The following is a 15079-nucleotide window of genomic DNA, read 5'->3' on the forward strand; positions in this document are numbered from 1 at the left end:
AGAAAATGGAACATTACTATGCCGGATATGATAATGGGAGACAAGGAATTTCAAGAAATTCCGTCCGTAAAAAGCAAGGCTTTACGAATCAATCTCAACGAAAATATTTACGGCAGTTTTGCTGAAATTGGGGCAGGACAGGAAACGGTGAGGAACTTCTTCAGAGTGGGCGGTGCTTCCGGAACTATCGCGAAAACAATGTCCGCTTACGACAAGGATTTTAGCGATGCTATTTATGGAGTGGAAGAGGATGGCAGATATGTAACAGAAGAGCGTCTTGTGAAAATGCTCTCACATGAAATCCAACTTGTCGAGGAGCGAATCGATCGGGAAAGACATCCCAATAAATTATTTTTTTCTTTTGCCAATACCGTAGCAACCATAGATTTTGCCAAGAAGTACAAAGGTCACGGATGGGTAGGAATCCGTTATCAGGTAGATCCAAAAGAGGATTATAACGAAATTATACTTCATATTCGTTTTCATCAGAATGATGCACAACAACAGCAGATTACTCTTGGAGTACTGGGCGTAAATCTTATTTATGGTGCTTATTATAAATACGACGAGCCCAAAAAATTACTTCGATATTTATACGACCATATCGACAGGGAATCCTTAGAAATAGATACAATCAATTTTTCCGGCCCTCGATTTAAGGATGTGGACAATAGGCTGATGAGTCTTCAGCTTATAAAAAATGGCATGACCGAGGCTGTTATGTTTGGACCTGAGGGTGTCAATATCCTTCCGGCAAAAATCCTTTATAAAAAGAATATCCTCGCGTTTAGAGGAAGTTTTAGGCCAGTTACTAAGGTCAATATCGACATGTATGAAAAAGCCTATGAGTTATTTTTAAAGGAAAACCGGGTACAGGAAAGTAGAACTGAGGTGATTTTTGAAATAACCCTTTCAAATTTAAGAGCTGAAGGTGAAATTGACGAGGAAGATTTTATGGACCGTGCTAAGCTACTCTGTAATCTGGGCCATACAGTAATGATTTCCAACTTTCAGGAATACTATAGATTGGTTGAATATCTTGCGCGTTATACCAAAATGAGAATGGGACTAGCAATGGGAGTAAATAACCTAATCGAGATTTTTGACGAAAAATATTATCGACATTTGAGTGGTGGAATTTTGGAGGCTTTTGGGAAATTATTTTACCGAGACCTAAAGGTGTATTTATATCCTATGAAAGATCCCAAGACGGGAGAATACATCACGAGCCAGAATCTGAAAGTACATCCACGAATGAAGGAACTTTATAAGTTTTTTAAATACAATGGAAAGCTGGTTGATATAACCGACTACAATCCAGCATATTTAGATATTTTTTCCCGTCAAGTGCTCAAAAAAATAGAAAAAGATGAGATAGGATGGGAAAGAATGCTACCTGAAGGAGTTGCTCAAATTATAAAAAGAAAGAAATTGTTCAACTATCAAAGAGGAGTAAATAAAATAGAAAACTAATCCAATATTTGGGCTGCGTGATCCTTGGTTTTCACCTTGTCGATTACGCGTACAATCGTTCCTGTTTCATCTATTACAAAAGTTGTTCGATGGATTCCATCGAATTCTCTACCCATAAACTTTTTCGGTCCCCACACACCAAAAGCATTAATTACCTCTTTGTTTTCATCTGCCAGTAGTGGAAAGGGAAGTTTGTATTTTTCCTTGAAATTCTTCTGTCTTTTTTCACTATCGGCACTTACACCCACAAGCTCATAGCCTTGCTTTTGGAGTTCTTCATAATTATCCCGAAGATTGCAGGCCTCTGCGGTACAACCCGGAGTACTAGCCTTGGGATAGAAGAAAACAATCCATTTCTTCCCCTTATAATCTTCGGAATTTATGCTATTTCCGTCTTGGTCGTTGACTTTAAAATCTGGAGCCTTATCACCCTTTTTAAGTGTATTCATTATTCTTATTTTTGTTTAAAAGTACTTTAAAATGACGAAAAAAGAAAAGGTGAATTTTGTATTAGAAACGTTGAACAAAATCTATCCCCAAGTACCTATTCCTTTAGATCATAAAGATCCATATACTTTATTGATTGCTGTTCTTCTCTCTGCCCAGAGCACAGATGTGCGCGTCAATCAAATAACTCCAATACTTTTCGAGATTGCCGATAATCCGTATGATATGGTAAAATTAACGGTGGAAGAAATTCGGGATATAATTAGGCCCGTGGGCTTATCTCCAATGAAGGCAAAAGGCATTCATGGCCTGTCCCAAATTTTAATTGATAAATATAATGGTATAGTCCCAGCGGATATGGAAGCGCTGGAAACGTTTCCCGCAGTGGGTCATAAAACTGCAAGCGTAGTAATGAGCCAAGCATTTAATATTCCCGCGTTTCCAGTGGATACGCATATCCATAGAACAATGTATCGCTGGGGCTTCTCCGATGGAAAAAATGTAGTACAAACCGAAAAAGATGCGAAACGTTTATTTCCTAAAGACACATGGAATATGGTCCATCTTCAAATAATATGGTACGCCAGACAATATTCCCCTGCACGAGGATGGGATCTGGAAAAGGATATAATTACCAAAACAATTGGTAGAAAGAGTGTTATTAGAGATTACCTGAAAAACAAGAAAAAATAAGTATCTGTTTTGATATAATGCTAATCTTTTTATAGTATATCACTTAGTGCCGTGGTTATCCAAATGGATATAATGAACTGGCCATGGTTGCAGCTCCCAGGTCCAGCTCGCCCGAGTTTACCCCGTCAAAGGTGTCGGTAACGGCATGAGAATAGTCAAAATAATTAAAATTATAAAATCAATTAAATCACATTACCCATATTTCTTAAAATGAAAATAAGATAATAAAGAGATTAATTCGTTGTTATAGCAGATCTCTCCTAAATTATAACGCATAATCTTTTTAGCAGCAGCGAGCAGGAAGAAAAGGACAAACAACAAAACCTTATAACCTTGATCATCAGCAAACCTTATAACAAGAATAAGTAAGTTCCACTAGATAGGATTATTTATTTATCCTAGCTCTAGTTCTTAACGTAAATTGTCGTTCAGTGACGATTATTTAGTACCATGGGTATCGAAGAGATATATCAAACTGGCCATAGTAGCGGCGCCCAGTTCCAATTCTCTTTTATTAACAGCGTCAAAAGTATCGGTAGCAGCGTGATGATAGTCAAAATATCTTTGACTATCCGGCATCAAACCCGCAAGAACATCAATATTACCTTTTAAAGGATTGATGTCGGCACCTGAATAACCTCTTTCAAATAAATGTATCAAATAAGGTTTAAATAAAGGTTCCCAACTTTGTACTTTTTTAAAATTGGCGTCACTGGCATCAATGGAAAAGCCTCTTGGTGAAAATCCTCCAGCATCGCTTTCAATTGCAAATCTGTGTTTTTCTCCTTTTCGTTTTGCTTCCTCTGCATATTTTTTTCCTCCGCGCAGCCCGTTTTCCTCGTTCATAAATAGAACTGCACGAATGGTGTGTTTTGGTTTATAACCAATCTTTTTAAACAGATTCAACACTTCCATACTTTGCACAACACCCGCACCGTCATCCTGGGCTCCATCAGCAAGATCCCAACTATCCAGATGTCCACCTACAACAATATATTCATCGGGATAGGTGCTTCCGGTGATTTCTCCTATCACATTATAACTTTGGACATCATCCCAAGTTTTACAGTTCATTTTATAATAAAACTGCAAATCTGGTTGTAATTTTAATAAACTGCTCAAATAATTGGCGCCATTAGTACTGATAGCGGCAGCCGGAATCTGCATATTTGCGGGCAAATCGCCATAACTCATTGAACCAGTGTGTGGGTAATCATCCATCCGCAAGTTTAAGGAACGGACCAAAACTCCCACCGCTCCATATTTTGCGGCTTCCTTTGCTCCAGCATATCGCTGATCGGCAGCTTCACTATAAGCTACGAAAGTCTGTATTTCTGTAGGATCCATGGGCCTATTGAAAAATACAATCTTACCTGATAATTTTTCCTTTCCCAAGGAAGCAAGTTCTTCAATGCCCTGAACTTCCACTACTTCTGCTTTAATTCCCAGACTCGGGGTGGGCACAGATCCCCCAAGAGCGCAGATATCGGTCACCTTCTTTTGATCCCCACCTGTCTGTATATAGGCATATTCTTTAAATCCACGTGTCCATTTTGGCACCATTACAGGTTGTAACCAAACCTTATCCAAGCCTAACTCCTTAAGTTTTTCTTCGGTAAATTTAACCGCCATTTCCGCCTCGACCGAGCCCGAAAGTCTTCCACCTATTTCATTTGATAAATGATCGAGCCAGTAGTAACCTTTCCCTTCTGTTAACGCAGTATTATAAAGACTCCTGATTATAGTAGAATCTTGGGTTTTGCTTTGGGAAACTCCCTTTACCGAGAAAGTGAGAATTACAATTAATAAAGAAAGATGAAGGGTTTTCATTATTGGATTTAAAATAAAAAATAAGTTCAACTAATGTGAAGAAATCAATACAATTCAAAATTAGACATTAATCATTCTTAAGCCGTTCTCGATACTCAGAAATCTTGGCTTTGATATCATCGTCCAGTTCAGGTTCTTTAATATCCTTGTACTTTTTCAGTTCCTGAAGCATAATTTCCGCAGTAATTACGCGAGCCGTATTTTTGTCGTCCGATGGGATGATATACCAAGGTGCATGAGGTTTGGAGGTATGATTAATAGCATCCTCGTAACAATATTGATATTTATCCCATAAATCCCGTTCGTCCAGATCGCCGGGTGAAAATTTCCAGTTTTTATTGGGCTTGTCCAATCGTCTTAACTGTCTATCTTTTTGTTCATCTTTTGAAATGTTGAGAAAAAATTTGAAGATAATCGTACCATTTTGTTGAATGATACGTTCAAAATCATTGATTTGTTGAAAGCGTCTTTCCCAAAAAGCATTATCTATATCTTCCAAATTATTAATATGCGGAAGATTTTCTCCTAAAATATAATCGGGATGGACGCGAGTAACCAGCACATTCTCATAATGGGTTCGGTTGAAAACCCCAAATTTGCCTCGTTCCGGCAGGGCAATATAATGTCGCCATAAGTAGTCGTGCCGTTTTTCTAAAACGGTTGGGGTCTTAAAACTATGGACTACTACTCCCCTTGCATTAAAATCTTTAAATACTTCGCGGATCAAACTGTCTTTCCCCGCAGTGTCCATTCCTTGCAGACAGACAAGAACGGCATACTTTCCGTGGGCATATAAGGTGTCTTGAAGTTCCCCCAGATCATTCCGAGTATCCTTCAGTTTTTTCTTAAGTTTCTTTTTTGAAGCATTTAGGTCCCAACGCGTATTTGTGTCGCCGATTTTGATCTTTTCAGTGACCTTAAAATCCTCAATATTTATATCTTTCATGCTATAAGGTTAATGGTTGCAAACTTGCTTGAGTGCTATTCGATTTTTCACTTAAAACCTTTTAGACGCGTGTTTTATTTAATCTACTTGCTCGCAAAAAGTTTTACATCTTCTTCACTTATTTCCTTTCCTCCGAGAATAATTAAGCGTTCCACAACATTTCGAAGTTCCCTAATATTTCCTGTCCAATCGTATTCTTGTAAAAGTTTTATGGCTTTGGAAGAAAATTTTTTCTGCGTAGTTCCATGTTCCTTCGAAATTCTTTCGGAAAAATAATCAACCAGCAATGGAATATCTTCCCGTCTATCCTTAAGCGAAGGAACCTTAATAAGGATTACAGCCAACCTATGATATAGATCCTCTCTAAATCTTCCTTCCTCGATTTCCTTTTTTAAATCTTTGTTAGTGGCGGTGATTACTCTTACATCTACCTTTATATCCTTATCACTACCCACGCGTTGTACTCTATTCTCCTGTAAAGCTCGTAATACTTTGGCTTGTGCGGAAAGACTCATATCTCCCACTTCATCCAAAAAGATAGTTCCGCCATTGGCAGCCTCAAACTTTCCAGCACGGTCTTTATTTGCCGAGGTAAAGGCTCCCTTAACGTGGCCAAATAATTCACTTTCAATCAATTCACTAGGGATGGCGGCACAATTAACCTCTATCATCGGGCCACTGCTACGGTCACTTTTTTGATGAAGCCAGTGAGCCACAAGTTCCTTTCCAGTTCCGTTGGCACCTGTTATGAGCACGCGGGCTTCCGTGGGCGCGACCTTTTCTATTATCTCCTTTACCATTTCAATGGCCGGAGATTCTCCTACCATTTCATAGTTTTTGGAAACTTTCTTTTTTAAACGGGCATTCTCAATAACCAATTCCTGGGTATCCAACGCAATGCGTACCGTATTGAGCAGCCGATTAAGATCTGGTGGTTTTGAAATATAATCAAAGGCGCCCAACCGCATCGTATTTACTGCGGTATCCAAATCGCCATGTCCTGAGATCATAACAATGGGAATTTCAGGTTTTATTTTTTTCACAGCTTCAAGTACCTCTACCCCATCCATTTTAGGCATCTTGATGTCGCAGAGGATCAAATCGAAATCTTCCTTTTTAATAATTTCCATTCCAGATACCCCGTCTTCCGCTTCAAAGACCTCGTATCCCTTATTTTCTTCGGTTAATATTTTAATTAGGACTCTACGGATTGCCGCTTCATCTTCAATTATAAGTATTCTAGACATTTTACTAATATTTCAATTTTAGGCCGACCCGAAAGTAAGGCGAATTTTCTGTATTGATTTTATAGAGTTTCTTTCCATCTCCGTCTTCCAATCGGAAATCGTTATAGACCGAATGGGCAGCATAAGCATAAAATAGAAAGTCCTCCATAAAATAATGCTCATATCCCAAACCCAATAAAACTATGGTCTGCTGAATGCTTTCAGCCATTTTTCCATCTTGGTTTTCCGAAGATATCGGTCTAAAGTTCTGCTGAATATTGGCATAAATATTATCCAAAGTGGCAAAGGCCTGAATGGCATCTTTGTGGGAATTATTTAAATAATTCCTAACGTTGGATTTGGGAACTCCTAAGGTATAGGTCCAATTGGGACGAAACTGCTTGAAATAATTTATTATGGGCAACGGATACCATCTTCCGGGAACTGTGGAATAAGTTAATCCCACAATTAAACGGTAAGGTTTCTTTCCTTCCTCTGGATTTTTCTTCCTATCATTAATGGCATATGCTCCAATCTCGTAGATAAGATCATCGTTAACAAGGCTACCTGCCCAATCGGTTTCAATCTTCACTCCAGCTTTCGCTCCAAAACGCCAATGATCATTATGTTTCCAGACATAACCAACATAGGAATTGGTCTGTTGTACCGAGGTTACCAAATGACCGTTAAATGCTGCAACATCTTCAGGATCTTCAATATTGATATCAACATACCGATATTCCATACCGATTACGATAATCCTTTTCCTTTCCTTATCCAATGGGATAGGAGCTTGAATGAGTGCGCGGTAACGGCTAATGGAATTCCCCGATTTTGAAAAAGGAAGATATAAATATTCTATCCGTGCCAAATCTGTAGTCTGGGCGGTTAAAACCATCCCAAAAAATAAAAGCAAAACGGTTAACCAATTTTTTCTTCCCATATAATGTCTTTTTTTACTGTGAATTCTTTTCCATCATGCAAAACACACGAGCCTTATTATTTTTAATACTTCAGCCATTTCCATAATTCCTTGTAGGTCGGTTTTTTCCCATACATTAAAATTCCTACCCGATAGATCTTCGATGCAAACCAAACTGTTCCGAAAAAAGTAAGAAAGAGAATTATGACAGAAATTAGCTGTTGCCATAAGGGGACTCCGAAAGGAATTCGCATCAGCATAACCACAGGTGAGGTAAAGGGTATATAGGAAAACACCTGAGAGACAGTGCCATGAGGGTTGTCAATTACAGTAAACAATCCAACATAAACTGCCAATACCAAAGGCATTATAATGGGCATCATAAATTGTTGAGTATCAGTTTCGCTATCCACAGCTGCTCCCACGGAAGCATAAAGCGATGCGTACAATAGATAACCACCAATAAAAAAGAGGATAAACATAATTATCAAATTGGCAATTGGCAAGTTGTTTATTTCAATCATCACATCCTGTATAAACTCTTGGGATCCACCCTCCAAACTTTGCTGAACCATTTGCTGGGAAGGGGAAGCAGCGCTTACATCAATCCCAAACATCGAATTAACGGCCATCATTAGAACCAAAATCAGCACGACCCATATTAAAAATTGTGTGAGGCCTGCCAAAGTGGTACCAAGAATCTTCCCCAGGAGTAAGACGCGGGGTTTTACGGAAGAAATTATTACTTCTATTACCCTACTTGTTTTCTCCTCGATTACACTGCGCATAATCATGTTGCCATAGATTATTATAAACATAAACAAGAGATAACCTGCCGCCCCGCCAAAAATAAGTTTCAGGCCAGAAGACATTTTAGAAGTTTCCCTTCCCTGAAAAGTTTCCTGGTTGGCATTGATGTTTATATGAAGATCCTTGATTGTCTGTGAATCAATACCCGCTTCCCTTAATTTTAGAACATTTACTTTCGTTTCCAGCAATCTATTGATATCCTGCATCACAGAAATAGAAGGGGAATCTTCGGAATAGAATGTTACTTTTTTAGATAGGGATTCTAGATCGTCAGTCTTGGGAATATAAAGGAGACCATAATTCTCATCCTTCTCCGCCTTAATCTTTGCCTCTTGAAGTGGCACACCGTGAAGCATTTTATATACGGTATGGGGAGAGCTTACAAATTCATCGCCAAAAAGCCCACTTTCGTCCAAAACGGAAATTGTACGAACGGTATCACTGTTAACACTTGACAGATAAGCGACCAGTGCAAAGATTCCCACAAATATTAGGGGACTCAAAAATGTCATTATTATAAAAGACTTGTTGCGGACTTTGGTAAGATACTCCCTTTTGATTATCAGAGATAAGTGGTTCATCGCTTTCTAGTTTTTTTGGATGGTTTCAATAAAAATATCACTGGCGGTAGGGACCACTTCTACAAAATGGGTTAACTGTCCCTTTGATGTTAGAAATTCAACAAGATCATTTCCAGAGCTGGAAGTAGGTAATTGAATCCTATACTGCAACTCATCATTCACACTTTTGAAGGTTGCCGGAGCAATCTCAAACCTTTCCTTGAGGGCAGCCGTGGTTCCAACGTGATCTGGGGTAATCAATCCAATCTCAAAAGTATTGCTCCTATATTGCCTTTTGATGTCCATCAAACTACCGTCCAAAATTTTATTGGATTTATGAATAAGAGCAATATGATCGCACATTTCTTCCACAGATTCCATACGGTGTGTGGAAAAAATGACAGTTGCCCCCTCATCGCGAAGTTTTAAGATTTCATCCTTAATAAGGTTGGCGTTTATAGGATCGAATCCGCTAAATGGCTCGTCAAAAATCAGCAACTTTGGGTTATGGAGTACTGTAACTACAAATTGAATTTTTTGGGCCATTCCTTTAGATAGTTCCTGGATTTTCTTGTCCCACCAATCCCCTATTTCAAGGCGATCAAACCAATATTTCAATCGTTTTTTAGCCTCATTGTGCGAAAGCCCTTTCAGTTGGGCTAGATATAAGGCCTGTTCTCCAACTTTCATTGTTTTATAAAGACCACGTTCCTCTGGAAGATAGCCAATGTATTGGATATGGTTGGGCTGCAGTGGCTCTCCATCTAAAATGACGCTGCCCTTATCTGGCATAGTAATTTGATTGATAATTCTTATCAAGGTTGTCTTTCCGGCCCCATTAGGCCCCAAAAGACCAAATATGCTTCCTTTTTCTACCGTGATCGATACATCGTTTAATGCTTTGTAATCCCCGTAATGCTTAGAAACATTGATGACCTCTAAGAGTTTTTCCATAAATTTTGAATGAGTGATGTAAATATATTGATTTGAACCACCGCGAGCCGCAAAGAGGTTAAGATTTATGATTTTTTTTGCATATCCCAAAATGTCACTCCCAATGAATAATTGAGGTTTGGAAATAAGCTAGATATTTTAAACAATTTAAACAAGATAAATGAGTTCGATCCGGCATTTTGGACGAGGTGGCTTTAAAAAAACCCACCCAAAAAAAAAGATTTTTTGGGTGGGAAAAAATTGCTATGAAAAAGAAAAATTATCACTTCTTTTAGGAAGAGACTTTTCAAATATAAACAAAATATTTTATTTAACGTTTGCTTAAGAGAACATATCTTTTACTTTTTCAAAAAAGGATTTGTCCTCTTTTTCTGGAACAGGTTGAAAATGCTCATCGTCCATCATTTTTTCAAAGAAATCTTTTTGTTCTTTTGAAAGAGATTTTGGAGTCCACACATTTATATGAACCAACAAATCTCCAGTGCCATAACCGTTAATACTTGGAATTCCTTTATTTCGTAATCTCAAAATCTTTCCGCTCTGTACGCCAGCATCTACCTTGATGCGTACTTTTCCTGTTACAGTCTCAATTTCTTTTGAGGCCCCTAAGACGGCTTCAGAAATACTAATATATAAATCGTAATGGAGATTATCTCCTTCGCGCTGCAAGGTGTCGTGCGGTTTTTCCTCAATCGCAACCAAAAGATCTCCAGCTATTCCGTTGGCAGGAGCATCGTTTCCTTTACCAGTAACTTTTAACTGCATTCCATCCACAACTCCTGCTGGAATTTTGATGGATACGGTTTCTTCGGTAACCAACATACCATCAGCATCCGCATTGGCAGGTTTTGAATCAACAATCTGACCTAAACCACCGCAGGTAGTACAGGGAGAGGAAGTTTGCATTCTTCCTAAAATAGTATTTTGGATTCGGGTGATCTGACCTTGGCCGTTACAGGTAGTACAGGTTTTATAGGTAGTTCCTTTGGCAAGTTTCTTCCGTTTAACCTTTATTTTTTTCTCCACGCCATTGGCTATCTCCTCTAAAGAAAGCTGTACGCGGATTCTAAGATTACTTCCCTTTACCATCTGCCGTCCACCACCGAAACCGCCACTAAAGCCTCCGCCCCCACCAAAATGGCTGCCAAAAATATCGCCAAACTGGCTGAAAATGTCTTCCATGTTCATGCCACCTCCACCAAAACCACCGCCTTGGAAAGCACCATGGCCAAACTGATCGTATCGCGAACGTTTGTTTGGGTCACTAAGTACTTCGTAAGCTTCGGCCGATTTTTTAAACATCTCTTCAGCCGTATGGTCACCCGGATTTTTATCGGGATGGTATTTTAGTGCCTTTTTACGATAAGCTTTTTTTATCTCGGCTGCGGAGGCATTCTTCTCGATGCCAAGAATTTCATAATAATCTTCCTTCATATCTTTTTCCGCTATTGCGAATACTTTTATATATTATTGTCCTATAACTACTTTAGGATAGCGAATTATCTTGCCGCCCAAGCTATAGCCATTTTCGACAACATCTATTATTTTTCCTTTGAGTTTCTTATCAGGAGCGGCAATCTGACTAATTGCCTCATGCATTTCCGCATCAAAAGGATCGCCAGCTTTCACATCTATCATTTCCAAGCCCTTTGATCGAAGAGTTTCTTTCAATTTATTATAGATGAGTTCCACACCTTTATAGTGTCCGTCGTCATCTCCTTTTTCAAGTTCTTTCAAGGCCCTTCCAAAATCATCCAAAACGGGCAATAGAGAAGTAATTACGTCCTCCCCTGCCGTTTTAAACAAATCGATACGTTCGCGTGCGGTACGTTTTTTATAATTTTCAAATTCCGCAAATAGACGGACATAGCGGTCTTTTTCACGTTTAAATTCATCTTGAAGAATACCTAAGGCATCGTCAACACTTTCTTGTTCCGCTTCTTGATCGAGAATCTCGCTTTCTGAAACTTCGTTTTCAAGAAATTCTAATTCCTCTGCGCGGTCGTTTTCTTTCGGATTATCTTTTTTGCTCATAATAGCTTCTTCTTTTCAGTTTTTTGTGAACGGAGCAAAAGTACTGCCATTAACTATAAATTGTCAAAATGTCATTACCCTAATTTTAATAAATCTTTAAGGATATTGAAAAAGGGAAGTTCTATGTTTGCAGCCAAAAGAAAAAAAATCAAATAATTATGAAATCAACATTTTTAAAATCTATCCTAGTGGTTTTTATTTTAGCCGGTGTAGTATCCTGTAAGAACAACGAAACCCAAGCCGAAAAAGAAATAGAGGCTGCTGCTGAAGCTTCTGAAACTGCATTTGAGTACAAAATAGATACTAATGCTTCGGAACTTAAATGGGAAGGATCAAAACCTACGGCCACTCATTATGGTACCGTAAAACTTTCCTCGGGTGTTCTACTTGTTCACGATGGAAAAATTGAGGCCGGTAGTTTTGAGGTTGACATGAACACTATTGTGGACGAAGACCTGGAAGGAGATTCAAAATCGAATCTCGAAGCCCACCTAAAAGGTACAGCTGAAGGAAAAGAAGGAGATTTTTTCGATGTGAAAAAGTATCCCACTGCAAACTTCGAGCTTACAGGTATAGAAAATAATATCGTGAAAGGAAATTTGACTATTAAGGATAAAACAAATGCAATTGAATTTCCAGCTGCAATTGTTATTAATGGAGATAAGTTAACATTCACGAGTGAAGCGATTGAACTGGATCGTACCAAATGGGGAATTAATTATGGTTCAAAAACCATTTTTCCTAATTTAGGAGACAAATTTGTTAGTGATATAATGAAAGTAACTATATCATTAACGGCGGACAAAGAATAATTCTTAAATCCGAAGAATCAAAAACAAAGGGTTGGCTTTTTAAGTCCAACCCTTTGTTATTAAAAATAAGGCTCAGGCCTACTCCAATAAATCCTGAAGCGCAGATTCTACGTTATAGAACTTGAACATATAACCCAATTCCTGGATTTTTTTCGAGCTGACCAACTGTCCTTCCAATACGAGAATTGCCATTTCTCCCAAAGCCACTTTAAGTACAAAACCCGGTATGGGCGGAAGCCATAGAGGACTATCGAGCTGGGCGGCGATAAGTTTTGTCATTTTTTTGTTTAAAACGGGATTCGGAGCAACGGCATTGTAAATACCTTCCAATTGATTGGTAAGAATAAACAGGTATATTCCTGCAATGTCATCTATGTGGATCCAAGACTGCCATTGACTTCCGTCTCCCAAAGGCGCACCCACACCTAATTTTATAGGTTTTACCAATTTTGGCAGGGCACCATCGTTTTTCGCCAGGACCATTCCCGTTCGGACTTTGGTTACCTCCATACCCAGATCTTTAAACCTCAGGGCTGCCTTTTCCCATTTAATCACGACCTCGGCCAAGAAATTATCATCCACTTCCGTACTTTCTTCCGTATAAAGTTTTGTTTTGGAGTGCGGATATATATTAATTCCACTGGCAGAAATAAAATGAACAATATCGTGGTCTATCCGTTGGAGGGTATCATATATAAGAGCCATCGATTGGACCCTACTATCAATTATAATTTTCTTGTACTTTTTTGTCCAGCGCTTGGCAATGGTAGCACCAACCAAATTTATAATCGCAGTTACTCCTTCAAATGCCTTTTCGTCAATCTCGCCATATTTGGGATTCCAATAAAACCCATTGTAATTTTCGGATTTTTTAATTTTATCCTTACTGGTACTGAGGTAATTAACGGAAATACCGGCCTCCAAACATTGCTGAGTCAATGCATGACCTATTAATCCAGTAGCTCCGGTAATTAAAATCTTTTTCATAGCGTAATAAAAATAATGCTTAAAGACTAAATGGCAAGTAAGGTTAACGGAAGATTGGGAATAGATAATTTTCTCCAATTTTCAGGATAGGAGATGGGAATAATCTAACTGGTTAATAACTTGGAAGATAGAAAAGGTTGAACCGTTCTGATTATTTTTTAGCTCTCAACATCTCTTTTTTTCCTGGCGGTCCCGGTAAGCGCTCTACGGTAAATCCGACAGTTTGCATCGCTCGACGCGCATTTCCGTTGGCAGCATAGGTAACTAAAATTCCCCCAGGTATTAATGCATCGTACATTTTCTGAAAAATTTCCTCCGTCCACAATTCGGGCTGTACTCTAATTCCGAAAGCATCGAAGTAAATAAGATCAAAATTGGAAGAGTCTATGATTTCAGAAAATTTCTTTTTCTGTTTAGTCAGTAGAAAGTTTTCCGAAATCGAGACTTTTTGCTCCCACGGGGTTTCGTGCAAATCTGAAAAAACCTTTTGGATATCAGATTTTTCAGAAAGGCTACTTCCATATAAGTCCTTTAGAAGGATTGGGTAATTAAGAGATTCTGCTTCTTTGGTAATTAGAGGGAAGGCTTCCACTCCGGTATAATTTATTTGAAAACCAAGCTTTTCGGCTTCAAGGTATGTAAGAATACAATTCAGGCCCGTACCGAAGCCAATTTCTAAAATGGATAAAGGAGAGGTTGAGTTATGGACATTCCAAAAATGCAGACCTTCTTTTATGAAAACATGAAGGGCTTCTGCAATAGCGCCGTTTTTAGAATGATACTGTTCATCCCATTCCGATAAATGAAGCGTGTAGGACCCGTCGCCCGTTTTGAGTAAAGTTCTTTTCAAAAAAGATTATTGTTTTTCTATTTCAGGAATTAAAACCCCGTTGGCTTCAAAAGCATAAGTGATTTTCGGCTGGGTTATTTCGGCTATTTCTTCATGAGTTTTACCAGCATCCTCTGCGTAATGTTGTTGGTCTTCCACGCTCATTTCCTCAACGTATGCCTTTCCAGCAACAATTATCTTCTGTCCTGCAATATCCTTCGGCATAAAGAAACCGTAATCTTTAAATCGTACCATGGCTTCTTCGTCATCTAGATCCAACTTCATCCAGCAGCCTTTCTTTTGGCACACCTCTTTTACATCGGAAGCAAACTTTAGGTTTAAAGTGTCACCCGGTTTTAGGTTTTTGAATTTCTCCGTCATTTCCGCTTTTGACAACACTGCATCATCAGTTATTGAATCTCCAAAAGACTGATAATTGATAGCAATTTCCTCATTCTCGGGAAAGCTTTCCTTTTCGGTTTTTTCATTTTTACAACCAAAAACGAAACCCATAACTGCCAGAATAAATAAAACTTTTTTCATTTGATGATGATAT

15 protein-coding genes are annotated in these 15079 nt (G+C 38.6%); 3 read left to right on the plus strand and 12 right to left on the minus strand.

Annotated elements, in window-relative coordinates:
* Window positions 1-18 precede the first annotated feature (18 nt).
* Window positions 19-1473: a TonB-dependent receptor gene (locus EI546_RS04105; RefSeq protein ID WP_128249352.1), complete on the plus strand. Its 1455-nt coding sequence runs from the start codon at window positions 19-21 to the stop codon at window positions 1471-1473.
* Here the strand turns inward: EI546_RS04105 and bcp are convergent.
* The gene (gene bcp / locus EI546_RS04110; protein WP_128249353.1) at window positions 1470-1922 is read right to left on the minus strand and encodes a thioredoxin-dependent thiol peroxidase; all 453 of its coding nucleotides are present in this window, start codon (window positions 1920-1922) and stop codon (window positions 1470-1472) included. The genes EI546_RS04105 and bcp overlap by 4 nt on opposite strands.
* 31 nt (window positions 1923-1953) lie before the next feature.
* Between bcp and EI546_RS04115 the strand changes: the two genes are divergently transcribed.
* A complete protein-coding gene (locus EI546_RS04115) occupies window positions 1954-2613 on the plus strand; it encodes an endonuclease III domain-containing protein (RefSeq protein WP_128249354.1) in 660 nt (219 codons plus the stop codon).
* Window positions 2614-3051: 438 nt separating this feature from the next.
* On the opposite strand, the gene EI546_RS04120 is transcribed toward EI546_RS04115, so the two are convergent.
* The 8 genes from EI546_RS04120 to EI546_RS04155 form a co-directional block, all read right to left on the minus strand.
* The gene (locus EI546_RS04120; RefSeq protein WP_128249355.1) at window positions 3052-4443 is read right to left on the minus strand and encodes a M20/M25/M40 family metallo-hydrolase; all 1392 of its coding nucleotides are present in this window, start codon (window positions 4441-4443) and stop codon (window positions 3052-3054) included.
* Window positions 4444-4510: 67 nt separating this feature from the next.
* Window positions 4511-5389, minus strand: a complete 879-nt coding sequence (locus EI546_RS04125; RefSeq protein ID WP_128249356.1) for a PPK2 family polyphosphate kinase — start codon at window positions 5387-5389, stop codon at window positions 4511-4513.
* A gap of 83 nt (window positions 5390-5472) precedes the next feature.
* Entirely contained in the window at window positions 5473-6636 is a 1164-nt protein-coding gene (locus tag EI546_RS04130; protein ID WP_128249357.1) for a sigma-54-dependent transcriptional regulator, read from the minus strand.
* A gap of 4 nt (window positions 6637-6640) precedes the next feature.
* The gene (locus EI546_RS04135) at window positions 6641-7558 is read right to left on the minus strand and encodes a hypothetical protein (protein WP_128249358.1); all 918 of its coding nucleotides are present in this window, start codon (window positions 7556-7558) and stop codon (window positions 6641-6643) included.
* Window positions 7559-7620: 62 nt separating this feature from the next.
* Window positions 7621-8928 (minus strand): ABC transporter permease, encoded by a 1308-nt coding sequence (locus EI546_RS04140; RefSeq protein ID WP_128249359.1) that lies wholly within the window; start codon window positions 8926-8928, stop codon window positions 7621-7623.
* 6 nt (window positions 8929-8934) lie between these two features.
* Window positions 8935-9861 (minus strand): ABC transporter ATP-binding protein, encoded by a 927-nt coding sequence (locus EI546_RS04145; RefSeq protein WP_128249360.1) that lies wholly within the window; start codon window positions 9859-9861, stop codon window positions 8935-8937.
* 321 nt (window positions 9862-10182) lie between these two features.
* Complete coding sequence (gene dnaJ / locus EI546_RS04150; protein ID WP_128249361.1) at window positions 10183-11295, minus strand: molecular chaperone DnaJ; 1113 nt, start codon at window positions 11293-11295, stop codon at window positions 10183-10185.
* A 33-nt stretch (window positions 11296-11328) separates the two neighbouring features.
* Window positions 11329-11895 carry a nucleotide exchange factor GrpE gene (locus tag EI546_RS04155; protein WP_128249362.1) on the minus strand — a complete coding sequence of 189 codons (567 nt, stop codon included), beginning with the start codon at window positions 11893-11895 and terminating at the stop codon, window positions 11329-11331.
* Window positions 11896-12053: 158 nt separating this feature from the next.
* On the opposite strand from EI546_RS04155, the gene EI546_RS04160 reads away from it, so the two are divergent.
* Entirely contained in the window at window positions 12054-12707 is a 654-nt protein-coding gene (locus EI546_RS04160; protein ID WP_128249363.1) for a YceI family protein, read from the plus strand.
* A gap of 78 nt (window positions 12708-12785) precedes the next feature.
* On the opposite strand, the gene EI546_RS04165 is transcribed toward EI546_RS04160, so the two are convergent.
* The 3 genes from EI546_RS04165 to EI546_RS04175 form a co-directional block, all read right to left on the minus strand.
* Entirely contained in the window at window positions 12786-13694 is a 909-nt protein-coding gene (locus EI546_RS04165; RefSeq protein ID WP_128249364.1) for a TIGR01777 family oxidoreductase, read from the minus strand.
* A gap of 151 nt (window positions 13695-13845) precedes the next feature.
* Entirely contained in the window at window positions 13846-14544 is a 699-nt protein-coding gene (mnmD, locus tag EI546_RS04170; RefSeq protein ID WP_128249365.1) for a tRNA (5-methylaminomethyl-2-thiouridine)(34)-methyltransferase MnmD, read from the minus strand.
* Window positions 14545-14550: 6 nt separating this feature from the next.
* The gene (locus tag EI546_RS04175) at window positions 14551-15066 is read right to left on the minus strand and encodes a DUF4920 domain-containing protein (RefSeq protein WP_128249366.1); all 516 of its coding nucleotides are present in this window, start codon (window positions 15064-15066) and stop codon (window positions 14551-14553) included.
* Between the last annotated feature and the right edge of the window lie 13 nt (window positions 15067-15079).

Origin of the sequence: Aequorivita sp. H23M31 (assembly GCF_004022485.1) — a bacterium.
In the GTDB taxonomy this organism is placed as follows: Bacteria; Bacteroidota; Bacteroidia; order Flavobacteriales; family Flavobacteriaceae; genus Aequorivita; species Aequorivita ciconiae.

What these genes read in the sequence shown, in the direction of transcription:
- EI546_RS04160 (WP_128249363.1), top strand. Translation starts at nt 12,054, where the DNA reads ATGAAATCAACATTTTTAAAATCTATCCTAGTGGTTTTTATTTTAGCC.
- EI546_RS04165 (WP_128249364.1), bottom strand. Translation starts at nt 13,694, where the DNA reads ATGAAAAAGATTTTAATTACCGGAGCTACTGGATTAATAGGTCATGCA.
- EI546_RS04130 (WP_128249357.1), bottom strand. Translation starts at nt 6,636, where the DNA reads ATGTCTAGAATACTTATAATTGAAGATGAAGCGGCAATCCGTAGAGTC.
- EI546_RS04135 (WP_128249358.1), bottom strand. Translation starts at nt 7,558, where the DNA reads ATGGGAAGAAAAAATTGGTTAACCGTTTTGCTTTTATTTTTTGGGATG.
- EI546_RS04105 (WP_128249352.1), top strand. Translation starts at nt 19, where the DNA reads ATGCCGGATATGATAATGGGAGACAAGGAATTTCAAGAAATTCCGTCC.
- EI546_RS04175 (WP_128249366.1), bottom strand. Translation starts at nt 15,066, where the DNA reads ATGAAAAAAGTTTTATTTATTCTGGCAGTTATGGGTTTCGTTTTTGGT.
- EI546_RS04115 (WP_128249354.1), top strand. Translation starts at nt 1,954, where the DNA reads ATGACGAAAAAAGAAAAGGTGAATTTTGTATTAGAAACGTTGAACAAA.
- EI546_RS04140 (WP_128249359.1), bottom strand. Translation starts at nt 8,928, where the DNA reads ATGAACCACTTATCTCTGATAATCAAAAGGGAGTATCTTACCAAAGTC.
- dnaJ (WP_128249361.1), bottom strand. Translation starts at nt 11,295, where the DNA reads ATGAAGGAAGATTATTATGAAATTCTTGGCATCGAGAAGAATGCCTCC.
- EI546_RS04155 (WP_128249362.1), bottom strand. Translation starts at nt 11,895, where the DNA reads ATGAGCAAAAAAGATAATCCGAAAGAAAACGACCGCGCAGAGGAATTA.
- EI546_RS04125 (WP_128249356.1), bottom strand. Translation starts at nt 5,389, where the DNA reads ATGAAAGATATAAATATTGAGGATTTTAAGGTCACTGAAAAGATCAAA.
- bcp (WP_128249353.1), bottom strand. Translation starts at nt 1,922, where the DNA reads ATGAATACACTTAAAAAGGGTGATAAGGCTCCAGATTTTAAAGTCAAC.
- EI546_RS04145 (WP_128249360.1), bottom strand. Translation starts at nt 9,861, where the DNA reads ATGGAAAAACTCTTAGAGGTCATCAATGTTTCTAAGCATTACGGGGAT.
- EI546_RS04120 (WP_128249355.1), bottom strand. Translation starts at nt 4,443, where the DNA reads ATGAAAACCCTTCATCTTTCTTTATTAATTGTAATTCTCACTTTCTCG.